Raw genomic sequence first — 18,017 nt, 5'->3', positions numbered from 1 at the left:
TCTGGCCGTAGGGGGAGCATCTGCCCCCTTATTGCGTCGTGGTGGACACAAAGAAATAGACCCATTCCCCTTTGAAATCGGGATGTGCAGCACGCGCTTCGCTGACACGTTCAGACAGCCACGCCAAATAGGGCGCGGCCTCTTCACTAATCGGGCGTAAATCCGAATACAGGGGATGTGATGCAGCAAAAGCAACGGCAATTTCCTGACCATAGGGCGGTCCTACAGTGATCTGTAGACCCGGATCTGAAGCGGCTTTGGCGCCTACCCGCAAGCGGTTTTGGGCCGGGGTTAGCGAAAGAGGGGCTGCAGCGTTAGGAGATAAGTGCAGCACATCTCCTCCTGCATCAAAGTAATCGACATATACATAGGCGTCATAGTCTGGTGCGGTCAGATCAAAAAAGAGACGATCGCCGCCAACGTAATCCAGCACTCGGGCGTGGGTGTCAGCGCCAATTAGCCGGGGGTTGGTGATTTGGTCGGTACTCTGGGGCAGTCCGACATTTGAAATTCCTGCCAGCGCACCACATTGCGGGCGGGGTAGAATTTTCATTTGATCCGAGACTTGAATGTCAGCTCCCATTTGCGCTTGTAGGGCTGCCAGAACCGGGGCGCGCAATCCGGTTTCTGGGAGATGGCCGCGCAGATTGAGTGTTGCAGTTTCAGGATCAAACACGACTTGCAAACGCGAACATGGCACCGCAGCCAGAATCCCTGACACCCCATCGCGCAACGGATCACCCGCAGCGCTGACGTCTCCGGGCTGCATAAAGCTCTGGAAAGCAGCCAGCGACACTGGATCGGCCTGACCAGCCCCTTCACCAGAAAATGCCAGCGCGGCCTTAATGTGGGGCACATCGGGTTTGGACAGGGTGGCAGTAACCGGGGCAGGGGGGTGTTCAGTCAAAGCGGTTGCATCCGGGGATTGTTGCAAGCTTTGTGTGCTCGTGGGTTGAGTATTGTCCAATGACTGTGCATCGGGGGCAAGTACCGGTGCTGCATCTGCCAAGGTAGGGGTTTGGGCTAGCGGTACGGGCGAGGGTTGGGCGATCGAGGAGGACTGCAAAACTGGCAGAGGCACGGCTTTCGTCAAAGAAACTTCAGGCGTAGCCGCCGCTGTTACGTCTGCAACCATCGCTTCACTTACGACAAGAGGTGTTACCGCTGGCGCTGTTGCAATAACTTGATCACTTGGAGAAGGCGCGGGGGGCAGTGTGGCAGGGGTCGGTGCTAAAGGTGTAGCCTGCGGAGCAGGATCTTTGGCTGCGTTGAGCGTGGTACTGGTGGGGCGAGCGGGTTCGATCTGGTCGCTTTGGGGCACCATCGAAGAAGCTGTCGATTTAGGAATTTCTCCAGTCGCAAGCCCTTCTCCTTGGGTGTCAGCCTGGGCGGCTGGATCCGCTGTTGGAGCTTGCGGTACTGCCTCGCTGCGCGGGATGCGGTAGGCTTGGAGCTGTAGTTCGCTTTGGGGGCTGGGTTGGTTTTCAACAATATCAGGCCGTAACGACCATAGCAGCAGCGCCGCAAATCCCAAGTGAGCCAAAGCCGAGCCTAAGATCCCGCCAGCCCATATGCCGGGACTAAACCTCACTCGTCACGCTCTGGTGTAACGACCAGCACGACATCGCGCACGCCCAATTGTTCAGCCTGTGTCACATAAGGCAGAACATGGCGCAGTTCGGTGGCTCGATGTGCGTTGATACGTAGGCGTAGGTCGGGTTGCTGTGCCAGCTGGCTGGTCAGTGCGGTTGCCAGGTCTTGCGTGCTGACTTCGTCGCCATCCAACGCCAGAGAACCATCTGCAGCTACGGCCAGGGTCACGCCCCCGGCTGGCATGTCGCGCCCTGACTGCGCCATAGGGGGGCGGACTTCAAACGGGGCGGTAGCGTCCATGCGTCCGATCAACATGAAGAAGACCAGTAGGAAGAATACCACATCGATAAGGGCGATAATCGTTTCAGATTGTGCTGCGCGAGGGGGGCGGCTTAGTTTCATTGGCTGGCCTCCAGTCTCAACACACGCAGGCGTTGCACACCAGCCAATGCTGCGCTGTCCATTACCGAAATGAGGGCCTGCATAGGGGCCGCACCTGACGGTAAGATCAGGACTTGTATCAAAGGCTCACGGGCAATTTCAGTTGTCAGATGGTCTGTTACCGCGTCAGCGCCGAGCTGCCGACCGCGCAGCACGGCGTGGCCATCAGCACCAATGCGGATCATGATCGAGCCTTCGGGTTGCGCACTCACGGTCGTTGCTACGCTGTCTGTATCCGGTCGCAAAGCCGGGATCATATCGAGGTTCAGATAGGTCGAAGTGACCATGAAAAACACTAACAAAATCAACATCACGTCGATCATTGGCACCAATGAAATCAGGGCGCGGGGCTGGGCTTGCCGTTTGAGGTTCATCGCACCGCCTCCTAGGCTAGCTGGTCTCGTTGATCAGCAGCAACTGCCCAACCGCGCTTTCTATGTGCAACGCTGCGCCTTCAATTCGCGCAGCAAACAACCCAGCAGCAATGGCGGCAGGAATGGCTACTAATAGCCCGGCAGCCGTAGTCAAAAGGGCTTGCCAGATACCACCCGCAAGCACGGAGGCATTTGCCGCACCCTGTGCCAGCTCCAACTCCTGAAAGGATTGGATCATTCCTAACACAGTGCCCAAGAGGCCCAGCAAAGGCGACACCATGGCAACCAGTTCCAGCAACCGAATCAGGCTGTTCATCTGCGCGACTTCTTCATTGCCCCGCCGCAGTAATTCGCCCTCTAGGCGGGGGCCTTTTAGGCCGCTGTTCAGTGCCTGCATGGCATAGCTCATCACCCGGTCGGCCGGAGAGCGGCCATCCGATACCGACGCCATTGCCGCGTGGCGATCGCCGCCCTTCCAATGCTCTAGGGCAGCTGTGCGCATATCTTCGCCTGAACGCACCCGCCACAACTGCGCCAGTTTTACGCCAATAAGCGTCAGCGACATCGCAGACATAAGCGCCAGCAATGCGATTACCGGTCCCCCGGTGCCCAGCAGTTCCCAAATTGCGGTCATCGCTATTTCACCAACTGAGCTGCGGTTTTCGATCCCAGATCAAGGATGGGAAAGCAATCCATCTGTTCCTCGTTTTGTGGCTGGCATGAGGTCACGTCGTGGAGCAGTATTTCCGATATGTTTCCGCAAGAGATTTCAGGGATTTCGAACAGTTTTAGCGTGGTGCGTTGCACGGGTAATGGCGCGGCATCGATAGACAACAAACGGTCAATCACGCCCTGCCCATCCAGAATTGCCAATGACATTTCAAATCCAGAGAAACTTTTGCCGGTCTGGTTACGAAACAGAAAAAACGCCCGACATCCGCCGCCTTCAATTTCTTCGACCTTGTTCAGTTCGACCTGCAATTGGCCGGTTTCAGCCTGCCCAGTCAAAGGCAGTGCCGCCAATAGAAAGACGGCAACCATGTGTTTAAATGTCATTCGGATCTCCGGTTTGCGGTTTTTGTTCAGTTGATCGTTGCCAGTGCTTTTTCAATTCGGTCCATCATTTTGTTTGCCCCGTTCATGTCACGAGACTTCAGCAATTGGGCAGCCTTGTGCACCGCGCGGTCCAATTTGCTGCGTGTCGAGCCAGGGGTGCGCGCAACATTGGCACGCAGGGCCTGCGCTCGTTTTACGCCTGCGCCCAAACTCATACGGTCCCGACTTTGTTGCGCACGGGCTTGGGTGCGTTTGTCATTTTCAATGGTCTTGCCTATTTTGGCCAAGGCCATTTCGATCATGGTAATGAGCGTCTCTGCCTCTTGCAGTTTGCCGTCGTTGACCAGCTTTACAGATCTGGCCAGCGCGCGTTTCAGCTTCATTTCCAATGGGCCAGGGGCCAGAGCGATGCGAGGATGGATTCTCTTCAGACGTTTCACCAGTTCCTGTGCAGATTTGCCGCTCTCACCCGGCGGGGCCAGATCTGACACCTTGTCGTCGATAACCACACCATCTGACTTCTCTGGTTTGAGGCTGTCCAGAAGGTTGCCGCCTTTGTCGTAGAATAGCACGTTGACCTTAGGCTGATTCTTGCGCAGAAATTTTTTCAGCCCGGTGATTGTTTTGGCGGATACCTTCTCGCAAATCATCTCCATTTGTTCTGAGCGCACAACATAGGTGCCCCATATCATCGGTGGACCGCCCCCTTCGTTTTTTAGTGGAGCACGCAGGGCTTCGGGCTTTTTACCCGGCTCGACCATCAATAATGGATCGTTCTGTTTGTCCAAACAAAAGCCAAAGCACATCCGCTCACGGGCGCCTTTGCGCACCATTGACCTAACATCTTCGCCCAATACGCGGCTTGCGACCATAACGAGGTCTCCACAAAAACAGGTGAATCTAATTGACTTTAACAAAACGATAAGGCTCACTTGGGGTCAAGTTATTGTTTATTGTTTCGCAATCCAGCTTCTCCAGAGGTGTATTTCTCTACCCTGACGGCAAAGCTTGGACTGCGAAGACCAATTTTCTGGAGGTCGCTTGCATGGATCCGACTGTACTATTGCAGTCCAAAGAGGATGGCGCCCCAAGTGGCGAGAACCTCGAATATGATCCGACGTTCACGGATATGGAACTGGCCGCTTTGCCCGGTGAGGAAATTGTTCTGGGTGACACCACTACCGAAGCTTCGGATCCTGATTACCGCGAAGTTCAGAAAAATGCGCTGCTGGTTTTGGAGCGCAGTCACGATATTCGCGCAGCAGTATTCTTGTCGGATGCTATCCTTCATTCTGAAGGGTTGACCGGTTTTGCTGACGCCACCACCTTTCTGCGTGGCTGTCTGGAGCAATACTGGGAGACCTGCCATCCCGAGCTGGACGAAGATGATGGTGATCCCACAATGCGGATCAATGCAGTGCAGGATCTTTGCGGCCAGCCTGACGATATGGCAGGTCCCTCACCGGTTTATCGTAGCCTGCGTCGTGCACCATTAAGTGACAGCCGAGGTTTTGGCCGGTTTTCGCTGCGCGATATTGAAGTTGCAGAAGGAGTGGTGCCCGCGCCCAGCAATATGGAGAGCGTGCCGGATACCGCCACTGTCAGCGCGGCATTCCAAGATAGCGATGATGCTGAACTTGCTCTACGCGTGGAAGCGATCGAAACTTCTACAACCAACGTCAAAGCAATTTCAGCGGCCTTCGATGAACATACGCCTGGGCAAGGACCTGATCTGAACCCCTTGGTTAAATTGCTGCAGCAAATGGGCAAACGTTTGCGTGAATATGCCAGCATGGAAGAGGCTGAAACAGATGAGGGTGTTGAAGCCGAAGGAGCAGAGGCGGGTTCCGAGGCTCCCGTTGTGATGGCGGCAGCCGGGGGCGGTACGACGGGAATCAATTCGCCTTCGGATGTATCGAATGCCCTGGATCGAATCATTGGCTATTATCGCCGCGCGGAACCGTCCAGCCCGGTACCTGTCTTGCTGGAACGGGCCAAGCGATTGGTGGGAGCGGATTTCCTTGCCATCATTACCGATATGGCTCCGCAAGGCATCAGCAATGTCCACTTGATCGGGGGCATTGACGACGACGACTGATTTTGCCGCCTGCACCCAGTTTCAGTGGTGCGGTGGCGTAACGATTGACGAGCAAGGAGTACCAGATGGCCGGCAGTTCACAGAAATTCATAGCGCGAAACCGGGCGCCCAGAGTTCAAATCGAATATGATGTCGAACTTTATGGTGCAGAAAAGAAAGTTCAACTTCCATTTGTGATGGGAGTGGTGAGCGATTTGGTTGGCAAATCCGAGGTTGAGCAACCGAGCGTTGCCGATCGTAAGTTTTTGGAAATTGATGTCGACAACTTTGACGACCGGATGAAATCAATGGCGCCAAGGGCGGCATTTACGGTGCCAAATACCCTGACGGGTGAGGGCAATCTCGCGGTTGATATCACCTTTGAGAGCATGGATGATTTCAAGCCAGCAGCAATTGCTGCCAAGGTCGCGCCGCTGCGTGAATTGCTTGAAGCGCGGACTCAGCTGTCTAACCTGATGACATACATGGACGGTAAAACTGGTGCTGAAGATCTGATCGCAAAAATCATTCAGGACCCAAGTCTGTTGAAAACCCTCGCGGCGCAGGCAGCGCCGGGTGGCAGTAGCGACGCTGAAGAGTAAGGAGGGTAACAATGGCTGAAGAACAACTCGAAGCAGAAGCCGCTGGTGGTGAAGAAGCATTTGGCTCCAGTGAATTTGCCAACCTGCTGCAAAAAGAATTCCGGCCCAAATCGGACCAAGCCAAGACAGCGGTGGAATCCGCGGTTAAGACGCTGGCCGAACAGGCGCTGGCCAATACCGGGTTAATCAGTGATGACGCGCTGCGCTCCATCGAAAGCATCGTTGCCGAGATCGATAAGAAGCTGACCGAACAGGTCAATCTGGTTCTGCACAATGAAGAATTTCAGCAGATGGAAAGCGCCTGGCGCGGTCTGCATTATCTGGTCAACAACACCGAGACCGACGAACAGCTGAAAATCCGTGTGATGAGCATTTCAAAGAAAGAGATGCACAAGACCCTGAAAAAATTTAAAGGCACCGCCTGGGATCAATCCCCGATCTTCAAGAAGATCTACACCGAGGAATTTAGCCAGTTGGGCGGTGAACCCTATGGTGCCCTGGTTGCCGACTATCACTTCGACCAGTCGCCACCGGATATCGAATTGCTGGGTGAAATGTCCAAGATTGCAGCTGCATCCCATGCACCTTTGATCACCGGCGCAAAACCCTCGCTGTTCCAGATGGACAGCTGGTCGGAACTTTCGAACCCACGCGATTTGACCAAGATCTTTCAAACGCCGGAATACGCCGCATGGCGCAGCCTGCGCGAAAGTGAAGATGCCAAATATGTTGGTTTGGCCATGCCACGCTTCCTAGGTCGTATGCCCTATGGGTCTAAGACCGATCCGGTGGAAGAATTTGCCTTTGAAGAGGACACAGGCAGCGCTGACAGCGGTCACTATTCCTGGGTCAATGCGGCCTACGGCATGGCAATGAACATCACCCGATCATTCAAATCCTATGGTTGGTGTTCGCGTATTCGCGGTGTTGAAAGCGGCGGAACATTGGAAGGCCTGCCTTCACATACTTTCCCGACCACCGATGGTGGGGTGGATCAAAAATGTCCAACTGAAATTGCTATTGATGATCGGCGCGAAGCAGAGCTTGCAAAAAATGGCATGATGCCTCTGCTCCATCGAAAGAATACAGATGTGGCTACGTTCATGGGGGCGCAATCGCTGCACAAGCCCGCTGAATACGATGATCCCGATGCCACTTCGAATGCTAACCTTGGTGCGCGACTGCCTTACTTGTTCGCCACCTGCCGGTTTGCACATTATCTGAAATGTATGGTCCGAGACAAAGTTGGATCATTCAAAAGTCGCCAGGCCATGGAATCCTGGCTGCAGGATTGGATCAACAATTACGTTGATTTCAACGCCGAGATCTCCTCGGAGAACGAAAAGGCGCGCAAGCCTCTCGCCGCTGCCCAAGTGGTGGTGGAAGAGGTCGAGGGCAACCCGGGCTATTACAGCTCTAAGTTTTTCCTGCGCCCGCATTACCAGCTCGAAGGCCTTTCTGTCTCGCTGCGGCTGGTATCTAAGCTGCCCTCGGAAAAAGGTGCCTGATTTGACACTCATCAGGCTAACCCAGAAAAACACGTAACGAGTAGTTGAATTTGAAAGGATAGAAAAATGGCTGCTAACATGTTTGTCGACATTTCGGACATTGACGGCGACGCAATGGAAGATGGACACAAGAAATGGATTGTTGTGCAATCTGCAAGTTGGAATGTTGAGCGGGCGGTTGAAATGACCGACCTTGGCTCGACCCAACGGATGCACGCGAATTCCAATTTTGGTAAACTCGAGCTGACTTCACAGATGGGCAAGGCGTCAAATGACCTAGCACTGTCTGTTGCAAACGGCACCGTGCGTCCGGAAATCAAAATGCATTGGTGCCGGTCAGGTGACAGTGCATCTGATGGTTTGTTGGTCTATTGCATCTGGAAACTGAAAGATGTTGTGATTGACACCTATTCGCTGTCAGGTAGCGAAGATGGTATTCCAGAAGAGACCTGGTCATTGGCTTATGCCGGAATTGAGATCGAGTACAAATCGACCGATCAGAAAACTGGTAAGCTGACCACTGAAGGTACCTTCAAGTGGAATGTTCAGACCGGCAAAGTCGAATAGTCCAGCATAGCTGCTCCGGGCGTTTTACGCCCGGAGACATCTGGCGCTGTGAATTAAACGACGGAGCGAATTGCAATGACACCCGAAGAGCATTTGAAATCCGGTGACCCCGCTGCTGCGCTTGTGGCGCTGCAAGACTTGGTACGCGCCAATCCCTCTGATGCCAGATTGCGCATCTTTCTGTTTCAATTGCTTTGTGTGTTGGGCGATTGGAAACGTGCCATTGCACAACTGAAACTCAGCGCTGAACTTGATGAAAGCGCAACGATGATGGCCAAGGCCTATCGGGAGGCAATCATTTGCGAAGTTTACCGGGAAAAGGTTTTTGCCGGTGAGAAAGATCCGCTGATTTTTGGCGAACCAGACGAATGGCTAGCGTTGCTGATTGAAGCACAAAAGTTATCGGCCCAAGGTAAAGTGCGAGAGGCGGCAGACCTGCGCGCCCGCGCCTTTGATGGGGCCCCCGCCAGTACCGGCGAACTAAATGGTGATCGGTTTGAGTGGATTGCAGATGCCGATATGCGGCTGGGTCCAGTCCTTGAGGTCATTGTAAACGGGCGCTATTTCTGGCTGCCCTTTGCACAGATTAGTACGCTGGAAGTCGAAGCCCCAAGTGATCTGCGAGATGCAGTCTGGACTGCGGGTACCCTGACTTTGTCGAATGGTGGTGAACTTGCGGCGCTGATTCCCACTCGATATCCCAGTTCGACGCAGGCGGATCCTGCATTGATGCTCGCGCGGGCTACCGAGTGGACCGATGCCGGGGACGACACCTTTATTGGCACAGGACAAAGATTGCTGACCACCGATCAGGCTGACCTTGCGCTGATGGACCTGCGTACACTGAAAATGGATGGGTCTGAGGAAGACGATGGCTGACAAGACACTAGCCGAACGCCTGCAGCCCTCATTGCTGGACCGGCTGAGCGATCAAAACCCAGGAGATTTGAAAGAAACCCGAGATTCGCGTGTTATTGATTTGAACCGACTGCGTGAAATTATTCAGCGGGATTTATCTTGGCTGTTGAACACCCATAATGCCGAGTCTCACTTTGATGTTGAACGTTATCCTGCAGTGGCGCGATCGGTACTTAACTACGGCTTGGCAGAAGTGACGGGCGAATATTCGACGAACCAAAAAGCCGAAGCCATCCGCCGCTCGATCGAGCAGGCCGTTACGGCCTATGAGCCGCGGATTATTGAAGGGTCTGTAGACGTGCTTTTGCGGAGCGAGACTGATGAGACCGAAATGACTGTTGGTCTGGATATTCGCGCCGATATGTGGGCGCAGCCGATGCCGCTGGAATTGTACCTGCGCAGCAAGGTTGATCTGACCACGGGTGAAGTCGCTGTGGAAAGGGGTGTGTAGCGTGGATACACGTCTTCTTGAACACTATGAAAACGAACTAAACTACCTGCGCGATATGGGTGGTGAATTTGCAGAGGCCTATCCCAAAATTGCTTCGCGTTTGGGTATGGAAGGCGTCGAGGTTTTGGATCCCTACGTCGAACGTCTTCTCGAAGGAGTAGCGTTTCTATCAGCGCGAGTGCAGTTGGAATTGCAGTTGCAATATCCCAACTTCACCTCAAACCTGCTGGAAATTATCTACCCTCACTACCTTGCGCCCACCCCGTCGATGATGATTGCTGCGTTAACCCCCGATATCACCAATTCAGCTGTCAAAAGCGGGTATATGCTGCCACGCGGTTCAGTGCTGCGCAGTCGATTGACAGAAGGTGAACAGACTGCCTGCGAGTTTCGTACTGCCAGTGAAATGACTATGTGGCCCATTGAAATCACAGAGGCCAACTATATTGACGGGCGTGGTGAATTGGTGGCCGCTGGGGTGGCAGGCGGTGTTGATGCCCGGGCTGGTATAAGATTGCGATTGCGACGCTCAGATGGCGAAGCAATTTCTGACTTGGCGATGGATAAGCTGACGGTTTTTCTGGGCAATGCAGGCGGCAACAGTTGGCCGCTGCTGGAACTGCTGAGTACTCAGGTACAGGGCTTGGTTGCTCGGTCCACTGATCGACGCGCAGATTGGCATATTTCTTTGCCGCAGGGCCGGGTTGTTCAGCGCGGTTTTGATCCGGAAGAGGCGCTGTTACCTACACCAAGACAGGTGTTTGATGGCTATCGTCTGTTGCAAGAATTTTTTGCAATGCCCGAAAGATTCCGGTTTGTCGAATTGCAGGGGCTTTTACCAGCGTTGCAGCGGGCAAAGGGCGCAGAGGTCGATATATATATCCTGCTTCGCGAAGGCATGAGCGAAGTTGCTCAAGTGGTGACGCCTGAGGTCTTTACCCTAAATGCTGTGCCAGCTGTGAATCTCTTTGAAAAACGCTGTGACCGGGTTCAGATCACGGCCCATGATACTGAGCATCACGTGGTTCCCAATCGCACTGCTGGTCTGGATTTCGAGATATACAGCTTGAGTTCCGTTGCTGGCATCAGTGGCGAGGGGGAGGACGATGTGGTATTTCGTCCGTTTTATTCCGCCACGGATTTCACTGCCGCGGGTGAAACATTTCCAGCCTATTACACGCTTAAGCGCAGGATGCGGCAACGTTCAGAAAAGGAAAGACTGCGCGGGGTGCGCAGCTCTTACCTTGGGTCAGAAACCTATGTGACATTGGTGGACCGGGCGCAGGCCCCGTACTCACCACATCTGGAACAACTGGCTGTTAAGGCGTTGTGCACCAACCGTGACTTGCCCATGTTGCTGGCCACGGGTGATGCGAACGTATTTCACCTGCCTGAAGGCGGGCCTGTTACTTCGATCAGTTTACCGGTGTCACCTACACGGCCGCGTCCAACATTGGCTCAAGGAGACACCGCCTGGAGGCTGATCTCTCATCTTAGTCTAAACTACGTTTCAGTTACTGAAACTGGCAAAGGGCATTCTGCGGAGGCTCTGCGCGAGTTGGTTGGGTTATACGCACCACTGGGCAATAGGGTGACCGAAAAGCAGCTTGAGGGCATCGTTTCTATTTCAACCCGGCCCATTGTGCGCCGGATGAGCGACGAGATCCTATCGACTGCTGTACGCGGGTTGGAAATTACACTGGGCTTTGATGAGAGCTTTTTTGAAGGCAGCAATATCTATGCGCTTGGCGCGGTGCTGGAGCGTTTCTTGCGGCGCTATGCTAGCATAAATTCATTTACCGAAACTGTTCTTACAACCGAAAAACGTGGGGAAATTGCCAGATGGCGACCGGAAACAGGTCTGGGCCGGATGATCTGAGCCATTTCGACCAGCTGGTCGAATCCCCTGGAAAGCACCATGTTTTCCAGGCGCTCAGAGTGTTGGAGGCGCATTATGCCGATGCTCCGCGTTTGGGCGAAAGCCGACGACCGCGCCAGGATAAGGTGCGTCTGGGGCAAGAGGCAGAATTGGCGTTTCCGCCAAGTACGATTGCCGATTTCAAGCCTCCACAGGGTGATCAGCCTGCGCGGTTGACCAATCGCTTTTTTGGTCTGTTTGGCCCTCAGGGTCCATTACCACTGCATTTGACCGAGTATGCCCGCGACCGTAAACGCAATCACCGCGATCCAACTTTGGTGGCTTTTGCTGATATGCTTACGCATCGACTGATGGGTCTGTTGTATCGGGCCTGGGGACAGGGTCAGCCATCGGTGAGTTTCGACCGGGCTGACGACCCGATGGCGCGTCAGGTGGCGGCATTGGGCGGGTACCATGGTGACCATTTGCAAAATCGTGACGAGATGCCTGACATGGCCAAGCTGCATTTTGCCGGCCACTTAGGACAAGCCGCCAAAAACCCCGAAGGGCTGGTGTCCATTTTGTCAGCGTTCTTTGATGTGCCAGTGCAACTACAGGAATTCATAGGCAGTTGGCTGGAACTGGAACCGGATGACCGCTGGCAGTTGGGCTATGCGGGAGGGCTTGGGCAGTCCACCAGCGTTGGTGACAAAGTATGGAGCCGGAGTTCCAAATTCCGGCTGCGGATCGGTCCCCTGACTTTGGCGGACTATGAACGATTGCTGCCCGGAGGCGCAGCACTGACCCGCCTGCGGTCGATTGTGCGCTCTTATGTTGGGGATGTGCTGGATTGGGATGTCAATTTGGTGCTGGCCGGTGATCAGGTGCCACGCGCCAGTCTGGGGGGCAGCACTCGGTTGGGTCATACCAGCTGGATAGGCAGTCGGCCTGACCCCGATGCAAAACGACCAGATGTAGATGATTTGTACCTGTATCCCGGCCTTGGGTCTGCACAGGGTGAATGAGTAGAGGAAGGTATTTGACATGACTGAGATTAGCCGCGTTGCCCTGTTTGGTAAGTTGAATGTATTGGGGTATCAAGCTGTTGAAAGCGCTACTGTGTTCTGCAAAATGCGGGGCAACCCCTATGTAGAACTGGTGCATTGGATGCATCAGATCCTAGCCGGGCAAGACAGCGATTTGCACCGGATTGTTGAACATTATGATCTTGATCCCGGTAAGATTGCCGCTGAAATGACGCGGGCGCTGGATATGCTTCCACGTGGGGCCTCGACGATCTCAGATCTGTCGGACCACCTGATGGACGCGATGGAGCGAGGTTGGGTTTGGGGGTCGCTGTTGTTTTCGGCAAATCAGGTGCGTAGTGGTTATCTGTTGCTGGGAATGCTGAAAACCCCGGCCTTGCGCAATATCCTGTCGTCGATGACGCCCGAACTTGCACGCATCGGGGCGGATGATCTGGCAGACAACTTTGTATCAATCACCAGTGGTTCGCCCGAAGAAACTATGGGGGCGCAGGATGGTTCGACCACAGGCGGTGGTGCGGCTCCGGGCGAGGCGTCAGACGCGATGGCGCCGGCGGCCATGGGCAAGGGTGAAGCACTGGAGCAGTACTGCACTGACATGACCGAGCAAGCCCGTAATGGTGAGATTGATCCAATTGTTGGCCGGGACGAAGAGATCCGCCAAATCGTCGATGTGTTGATGCGCCGTCGCCAGAATAACCCGATCCTGACCGGTGAAGCGGGTGTTGGTAAAACTGCGGTGGTCGAGGGCTTTGCTCTGCGCATTGCCCGTGGTGACGTGCCACCAGCACTGCATGATGTTCGGTTGCTGATGTTGGACGTGGGCCTGCTGCAGGCCGGGGCCAGCATGAAGGGCGAGTTTGAAAATCGTTTGCGTCAGGTGATTGATGAGGTGCAGTCCAGCGCTACGCCGATTGTGATGTTTGTTGACGAAACCCATACTCTGGTCGGGGCAGGGGGGGCCGCTGGTACTGGCGATGCGGCTAACTTGCTGAAACCGGCATTGGCGCGTGGTACCCTGCGCACCATTGGCGCAACCACCTGGGCTGAATATAAAAAATACATTGAAAAAGATCCGGCCCTGACCCGTCGCTTTCAGGTGGTGCAGGTGGATGAGCCCTCCATCCCCAAGGCGACCCTGATGATGCGCGGCATTGCATCGATGTTGGAAAAACACCACCGTGTGCAGGTGCTTGACGAAGGTATCGAAGCTGCGGTCACCCTGTCGGCGCGGTATATTCCTGCGCGGCAACTGCCGGACAAATCGGTCAGCCTGTTGGACACCGCCTGTGCTCGGGTTGCTGTTAGTCAGCATGCTGTACCTGCCGAGGTGGACGACTGTCAACGCCGGATTGAGGCTCTGACCACCGAACTGCTCATCATCGGTCGTGATGAAACCGCAGGCTACGAAGTCACTGACCGGCGCGAGGCGGTCGAGACTGCTAAAATAGCTGAGGAAGAACGGCTGGTTGGTCTGACCGAACGTTGGGATGCAGAAAAGGCCGTTGTCGAAGAGATCCTGGATCTGCGCGCCAAGCTACGCGAAGGCGCGGCGCCAGTGGATGCTCCTGCTGAAACTGAAGAAGAGGCCGGCGATAGCCCGTTGGACGACGAGGCGCGCGCTGACCTGATGCAGCAGCTCAAGGACAAGAATACCGAGCTGGAAACCCTGCAGGCGGAAAGCCCGTTGATTCTCCCGATTGTAGACCATCAGGCGGTGGCTTCGGTGGTTGGCGATTGGACCGGTATTCCGGTGGGTCGCATGGTCAGCGACGAGATCGAGACCATTTTGAACCTCGAAGAGCACCTGGCCAAACGGGTGATCGGGCAGGATCACGCAATGAAGATGATTGCGAAGCGCATTCAGACATCTCGTGCTGGCTTGGACAATCCGTCGAAACCCATTGGCGTGTTCCTTTTGGCCGGAACCAGCGGCGTGGGTAAAACCGAAACCGCACTGGCGCTGGCCGAGGTGCTGTATGGTGGCGAACAGAATGTCATCACCATCAATATGTCCGAGTACCAAGAGGCCCACACCGTCAGCAGCCTGAAAGGTGCGCCTCCGGGCTATGTCGGGTATGGCGAAGGCGGTGTGTTGACTGAGGCGGTGCGGCGCAAACCATATTCGGTTGTGCTGCTGGACGAGGTCGAAAAAGCCCACCCCGATGTGCACGAGGTCTTTTTCCAGGTCTTTGACAAAGGCGTCATGGAGGATGGCGAGGGCCGAGTGATTGACTTCAAAAACACTCTAATCCTGCTGACTTCAAACGCTGGTTCCGAACTGATCATGGATCTGTGTAGCGATCCGGATCTGCTGCCTGATCCAGATGGTATCACAAAGGCGCTGCGCGACCCGCTGCTAAAAATTTTCCCGGCGGCGCTACTGGGTCGCTTGGTCACCATTCCGTACTATCCACTTAGCCCTGACATGATTGCTAAGATCACAGTGCTGCAGCTGAACCGGATCAAAAAGCGGGTGATGGAGTCGCACAATGTGCCGTTCGAGTATTCGGATGCGGTGGTCGATAAGATCGTTGAGCGTTGCCAGGAACTGGAATCCGGCGGGCGGATGATCGATGCAATTGTGACCAATACGATGCTGCCCGATATCTCAGCCGAATTCCTGCGCCGCCTGATGGAAGGCAAAGAGGTTGAGAAGGTCAAAATCGATATTGAAGATGGTGAGTTCAGTTATTCATTCGATTGATTTCAGGGGGGTTAACCAATGCAGTTTGTTATGGAAGCGAATGGCTACAAAGTCGTTGAAAAAATGAAGATGACCAGCTCGAAGAAATATGTCGAGCTTAAGGGGGATGCCACTTTCAGCTGGACGAATTCTGGTCTGACAAAGATCAGTGACACCAGTAAAAGTTCCTACCTTGTGGTTGTCGGAAAGGCCATCCAGCAGGCCTATAAAAAGGCTCTGGCGGGTCTCATGAAGGCGATTCAAAAGCTTCTGGATGGCGTCGAAAAAGAAATGATGTCGATGGAGAAGGCCTTTACCAAGAAATACGCCAAGACTCCGCCAACTGGGAAACAGGTGGAGCAAGCCTCGGATGAGATGAACGCGTTTAAGAAAAACGAGTTGGTGAAAATCGGGGCGGAAGCGCAAAAGCTGTATCAGGATGCCATTGGTAAGTTGACCAAGCCAGCACACGAGGCAGGCTGCAAGAAGATCCAAGAAGGATCAAAGTTAAAGAAAGATCACGGCAAGCTGATTTGGACAATCATCAAGTTTGTCGTGGTGGCCACGGCCATCGCCTTTGCTGTCGTGGCGACCGTCGCCACTGCGGGTGCTGCGACACCATTACTGGTCGCGACCATTCTTGGGGCGGTGGCGTTATTGACCAAATCGGTATCCTTGGTGATTTCCACAGCCAAGGATATTGCGGAATACGCCAAGCAATATCGGGCCAACGTTCTGATCGCTGCAGAGGAAGTGAGCAATGCGGAAAAGGCGATCGACAAGGCGCTGGCTGCAATTGAGGCTGCTAACAAAAACCACGAGGCGATGACCCTTAAGGTGGGGCAGGTGAAACAGGAATTCGACACTGCTCTATCCAAACTCGACGGCGATAAAAGTGGCGATAAAACGATCAAGCAGGCGCAGAAGGACTTGAACAGCGGCAAGGCTGACCTCGTGAAGTTCGAAACCCAACTAGGCGGCAAGCCTGCCGATGTGCTGGCGGCCTTGAAAAAGGCCAAGGGTGATTTGGTCAAGGCACAGCCCAAGAAAGTGCCAAATCTGGATACCTCTAACAAATGGGCTGATTTCTTCAAAAATGCTGCTGACGTGACCTCCAGCGCGGCCAAAGCTTTCTGAAGCTGCAACAAAGGGAACCCTTGCAGAGTGCAACATCAAATGGAAGCCATAGGCATGAGAGACCGTGCTCGGGCCTTTGTCGAGCAGGATAACGTCAGGAATACGATCCTTGGCGTTATCATTTTCAATGCGATTACTCTGGGGCTTAGTACGTCATCAATGGTGACTGATCAGATCGGCGGGTTGCTGTCAGTGATTGACCGCGCCGTGTTGGCGATCTTTGTTGCTGAGTTGGCGCTAAAACTTTTTGCCTATGGCTGGCGGTTCTTTGCATCGGCCTGGAATATTTTTGATTTTGTTGTGGTTTCGATCGGCTTTTTACCTGACACACGGGGGCTGTCGGCGTTGCGGGGGCTGCGCGTGTTGCGCGCCTTGCGGCTATTGTCGGTGGTGCCGCAGATGCGAGCCGTTGTGCAGGCCTTGCTGGATGCATTGCCTGGCATGGGCGCGGTCATCGTGATGTTGTCCATTGTTTATTATGTCTTCGCCGTCATGGCGACGCTGATGTACGGCGCTACATTTGACGAATGGTTCGGGACCCTGGGGCGGTCCCTGTATTCACTGTTCCAGATCATGACGTTGGAAAGCTGGTCGATGGGTATTGTGCGGCCAGTGATGATAGAGTTTCCAATGGCATGGGCGTTCTTTGTCCCGTTTATCATCATAACTGCTTTTTCCGTGTTGAACCTGTTCATCGGTTTGTTGGTCAACACGATGCAGACAGCCGTGGAAGATGACGCCGAAGCTGAATTTGAACAGCTGCGCAATTTGGTACGGTCAGAAACAGATATAATCGATGAGCATGTGAAAGAACTGCACGGTGAAATCCGCGCGTTACGCGCTGAACTTGCGGCGGCAAGGGGAGAGACCGATGGCTGATAGTTCACAAAAATTTATTGCCCGCAATCGGGCACCGCGTGTGCAGATTGAATATGATGTCGAGCTGTACGGTGCCGAAAAGAAGGTGCAACTGCCATTTGTCATGGGTGTGATGAGTGACCTTGCTGGTAAATCCAAGGTGGCGCAGCCTGCGGTGGCGGATCGTAAGTTTCTTGAAATTGACGTTGACAATTTTGACGACCGGATGAGGGCAATGGCGCCCAGAGCTGCATTCTCGGTGCCTAATACGCTGACGGGTGAGGGCAATCTGGCGATTGACCTGACTTTTGAAAAGATGGCGGATTTTTCCCCGGGTGCCATCGCCGCCAAAGTGGATGCGCTGCAGCCCTTGCTGGAGGCGCGCAGCCAGTTGAGCAATCTGATGGCCTATATGGATGGGAAGTCCGGGGCTGAAGCACTGATCGAGAAGGTTCTAGGCAATACCAATTTGTTGTCAGCGCTGTCGTCAGATGTCCCCGCTGCGGATATGGAGGACGCGCTGGAAAGTCTGCGTGGTGTTGCGTTGGCAGAACCAGAAGTGGACACAAGCAGTGATATCCTAGCAAATCTGAGTGCGCAGGCCCCTGAAAGTTTACCAGAAAAAGACACTTCTGCATCTGCATTGGCCAGCCTTGCTGCTGTCGAAATTGCGCCTGAACCACAAGATATGAGTGCGGGAGTACTGGATGCCCTCTCTGCGCAGGAGGTTGCTGTAGAAGTTGACACCGCCGCGTCAGATGCTTTGGCCAGTCTGGCTGCGGTAGAGATCGACGCACCAGAAGAGGATGACAGCGCTGATGTGCTCGGCGACCTTGCGGCGCTAG

Annotated in this window: 17 protein-coding genes and 1 pseudogene; 12 read left to right on the top strand and 6 right to left on the bottom strand. The window is 54.3% G+C overall.

Annotation, left to right across the window (positions count from 1 at the left end):
* Positions 1 to 28: 28 nt before the first annotated feature.
* From GO984_RS23950 to GO984_RS22330, 6 genes are read right to left on the bottom strand one after another with little or no spacing between them, the layout of a single operon-like run.
* A complete protein-coding gene (locus GO984_RS23950) occupies positions 29 to 1,591 on the bottom strand; it encodes a DUF4384 domain-containing protein (RefSeq protein ID WP_157024755.1) in 1,563 nt (520 codons plus the stop codon).
* A complete protein-coding gene (locus GO984_RS22350; RefSeq protein WP_157024754.1) occupies positions 1,588 to 1,995 on the bottom strand; it encodes an ExbD/TolR family protein in 408 nt (135 codons plus the stop codon). The genes GO984_RS23950 and GO984_RS22350 overlap by 4 nt, the downstream gene beginning before the upstream one ends.
* Positions 1,992 to 2,408: an ExbD/TolR family protein gene (locus GO984_RS22345; RefSeq protein ID WP_157024753.1), complete on the bottom strand. Its 417-nt coding sequence runs from the start codon at positions 2,406 to 2,408 to the stop codon at positions 1,992 to 1,994. The genes GO984_RS22350 and GO984_RS22345 overlap by 4 nt, the downstream gene beginning before the upstream one ends.
* A 16-nt stretch (positions 2,409 to 2,424) precedes the next feature.
* Positions 2,425 to 3,042, bottom strand: coding sequence for a MotA/TolQ/ExbB proton channel family protein (locus tag GO984_RS22340; protein WP_157024752.1), 618 nt, complete (start codon positions 3,040 to 3,042; stop codon positions 2,425 to 2,427).
* A 2-nt stretch (positions 3,043 to 3,044) separates the two neighbouring features.
* On the bottom strand, positions 3,045 to 3,464 hold the full coding sequence (locus GO984_RS22335; protein ID WP_157024751.1) for a hypothetical protein: 420 nt from the start codon (positions 3,462 to 3,464) through the stop codon (positions 3,045 to 3,047).
* 26 nt (positions 3,465 to 3,490) lie between these two features.
* The gene (locus GO984_RS22330; RefSeq protein ID WP_157024750.1) at positions 3,491 to 4,336 is read right to left on the bottom strand and encodes a hypothetical protein; all 846 of its coding nucleotides are present in this window, start codon (positions 4,334 to 4,336) and stop codon (positions 3,491 to 3,493) included.
* A 173-nt stretch (positions 4,337 to 4,509) separates the two neighbouring features.
* On the opposite strand from GO984_RS22330, the gene tssA reads away from it, so the two are divergent.
* The 12 genes and pseudogenes from tssA to tssB (GO984_RS22270) all read left to right on the top strand — a co-directional run.
* On the top strand, positions 4,510 to 5,562 hold the full coding sequence (tssA, locus tag GO984_RS22325) for a type VI secretion system protein TssA (protein WP_157024749.1): 1,053 nt from the start codon (positions 4,510 to 4,512) through the stop codon (positions 5,560 to 5,562).
* Positions 5,563 to 5,627: 65 nt separating this feature from the next.
* Positions 5,628 to 6,143 carry a type VI secretion system contractile sheath small subunit gene (gene tssB / locus GO984_RS22320; RefSeq protein WP_138163481.1) on the top strand — a complete coding sequence of 172 codons (516 nt, stop codon included), beginning with the start codon at positions 5,628 to 5,630 and terminating at the stop codon, positions 6,141 to 6,143.
* Between the two features lie 11 nt (positions 6,144 to 6,154).
* On the top strand, positions 6,155 to 7,651 hold the full coding sequence (gene tssC, locus GO984_RS22315; protein ID WP_157024748.1) for a type VI secretion system contractile sheath large subunit: 1,497 nt from the start codon (positions 6,155 to 6,157) through the stop codon (positions 7,649 to 7,651).
* A 66-nt stretch (positions 7,652 to 7,717) separates the two neighbouring features.
* A complete protein-coding gene (locus GO984_RS22310) occupies positions 7,718 to 8,218 on the top strand; it encodes an Hcp family type VI secretion system effector (protein ID WP_167740477.1) in 501 nt (166 codons plus the stop codon).
* A gap of 75 nt (positions 8,219 to 8,293) precedes the next feature.
* A complete protein-coding gene (locus GO984_RS22305; protein WP_157024747.1) occupies positions 8,294 to 9,097 on the top strand; it encodes a type VI secretion system accessory protein TagJ in 804 nt (267 codons plus the stop codon).
* Entirely contained in the window at positions 9,090 to 9,587 is a 498-nt protein-coding gene (tssE, locus tag GO984_RS22300; protein ID WP_138163477.1) for a type VI secretion system baseplate subunit TssE, read from the top strand. The genes GO984_RS22305 and tssE overlap by 8 nt, the downstream gene beginning before the upstream one ends.
* 1 nt (position 9,588) lies before the next feature.
* Complete coding sequence (gene tssF, locus GO984_RS22295; RefSeq protein ID WP_167740476.1) at positions 9,589 to 11,466, top strand: type VI secretion system baseplate subunit TssF; 1,878 nt, start codon at positions 9,589 to 9,591, stop codon at positions 11,464 to 11,466.
* Complete coding sequence (gene tssG / locus GO984_RS22290; RefSeq protein ID WP_157024746.1) at positions 11,430 to 12,470, top strand: type VI secretion system baseplate subunit TssG; 1,041 nt, start codon at positions 11,430 to 11,432, stop codon at positions 12,468 to 12,470. The genes tssF and tssG overlap by 37 nt, the downstream gene beginning before the upstream one ends.
* 19 nt (positions 12,471 to 12,489) lie before the next feature.
* The gene (gene tssH, locus GO984_RS22285) at positions 12,490 to 15,198 is read left to right on the top strand and encodes a type VI secretion system ATPase TssH (RefSeq protein WP_157024745.1); all 2,709 of its coding nucleotides are present in this window, start codon (positions 12,490 to 12,492) and stop codon (positions 15,196 to 15,198) included.
* Positions 15,199 to 15,216: 18 nt separating this feature from the next.
* Complete coding sequence (locus tag GO984_RS22280) at positions 15,217 to 16,314, top strand: hypothetical protein (protein WP_157024744.1); 1,098 nt, start codon at positions 15,217 to 15,219, stop codon at positions 16,312 to 16,314.
* A gap of 54 nt (positions 16,315 to 16,368) precedes the next feature.
* Positions 16,369 to 17,193, top strand: a complete 825-nt coding sequence (locus GO984_RS22275) for an ion transporter (RefSeq protein WP_245231219.1) — start codon at positions 16,369 to 16,371, stop codon at positions 17,191 to 17,193.
* A pseudogene (gene tssB, locus GO984_RS22270) lies at positions 17,186 to 17,662 on the top strand (type VI secretion system contractile sheath small subunit); the annotation flags it as partial. The gene GO984_RS22275 and the pseudogene tssB (GO984_RS22270), both read left to right, overlap by 8 nt.
* Positions 17,663 to 18,017: the final 355 nt, after the last annotated feature.

This window comes from Parasedimentitalea huanghaiensis (assembly GCF_009753675.1).
Classification (GTDB): Bacteria; Pseudomonadota; Alphaproteobacteria; order Rhodobacterales; family Rhodobacteraceae; genus Parasedimentitalea; species Parasedimentitalea huanghaiensis.
This window is presented reverse-complemented; position numbering and strand designations above follow the sequence as displayed.

Bases quoted from the DNA above. Each gene is read 5' to 3' on its own strand.
- tssA (WP_157024749.1), top strand. From the start codon at position 4,510: ATGGATCCGACTGTACTATTGCAGTCCAAAGAGGATGGCGCCCCAAGT.
- tssB (WP_138163481.1), top strand. From the start codon at position 5,628: ATGGCCGGCAGTTCACAGAAATTCATAGCGCGAAACCGGGCGCCCAGA.
- GO984_RS22330 (WP_157024750.1), bottom strand. From the start codon at position 4,336: ATGGTCGCAAGCCGCGTATTGGGCGAAGATGTTAGGTCAATGGTGCGC.
- GO984_RS22280 (WP_157024744.1), top strand. From the start codon at position 15,217: ATGCAGTTTGTTATGGAAGCGAATGGCTACAAAGTCGTTGAAAAAATG.
- GO984_RS22345 (WP_157024753.1), bottom strand. From the start codon at position 2,408: ATGAACCTCAAACGGCAAGCCCAGCCCCGCGCCCTGATTTCATTGGTG.
- tssH (WP_157024745.1), top strand. From the start codon at position 12,490: ATGACTGAGATTAGCCGCGTTGCCCTGTTTGGTAAGTTGAATGTATTG.
- tssE (WP_138163477.1), top strand. From the start codon at position 9,090: ATGGCTGACAAGACACTAGCCGAACGCCTGCAGCCCTCATTGCTGGAC.
- GO984_RS22335 (WP_157024751.1), bottom strand. From the start codon at position 3,464: ATGACATTTAAACACATGGTTGCCGTCTTTCTATTGGCGGCACTGCCT.
- GO984_RS22310 (WP_167740477.1), top strand. From the start codon at position 7,718: ATGGCTGCTAACATGTTTGTCGACATTTCGGACATTGACGGCGACGCA.
- GO984_RS22350 (WP_157024754.1), bottom strand. From the start codon at position 1,995: ATGAAACTAAGCCGCCCCCCTCGCGCAGCACAATCTGAAACGATTATC.
- GO984_RS22340 (WP_157024752.1), bottom strand. From the start codon at position 3,042: ATGACCGCAATTTGGGAACTGCTGGGCACCGGGGGACCGGTAATCGCA.
- GO984_RS22305 (WP_157024747.1), top strand. From the start codon at position 8,294: ATGACACCCGAAGAGCATTTGAAATCCGGTGACCCCGCTGCTGCGCTT.
- GO984_RS22275 (WP_245231219.1), top strand. From the start codon at position 16,369: ATGAGAGACCGTGCTCGGGCCTTTGTCGAGCAGGATAACGTCAGGAAT.
- tssG (WP_157024746.1), top strand. From the start codon at position 11,430: ATGGCGACCGGAAACAGGTCTGGGCCGGATGATCTGAGCCATTTCGAC.
- tssC (WP_157024748.1), top strand. From the start codon at position 6,155: ATGGCTGAAGAACAACTCGAAGCAGAAGCCGCTGGTGGTGAAGAAGCA.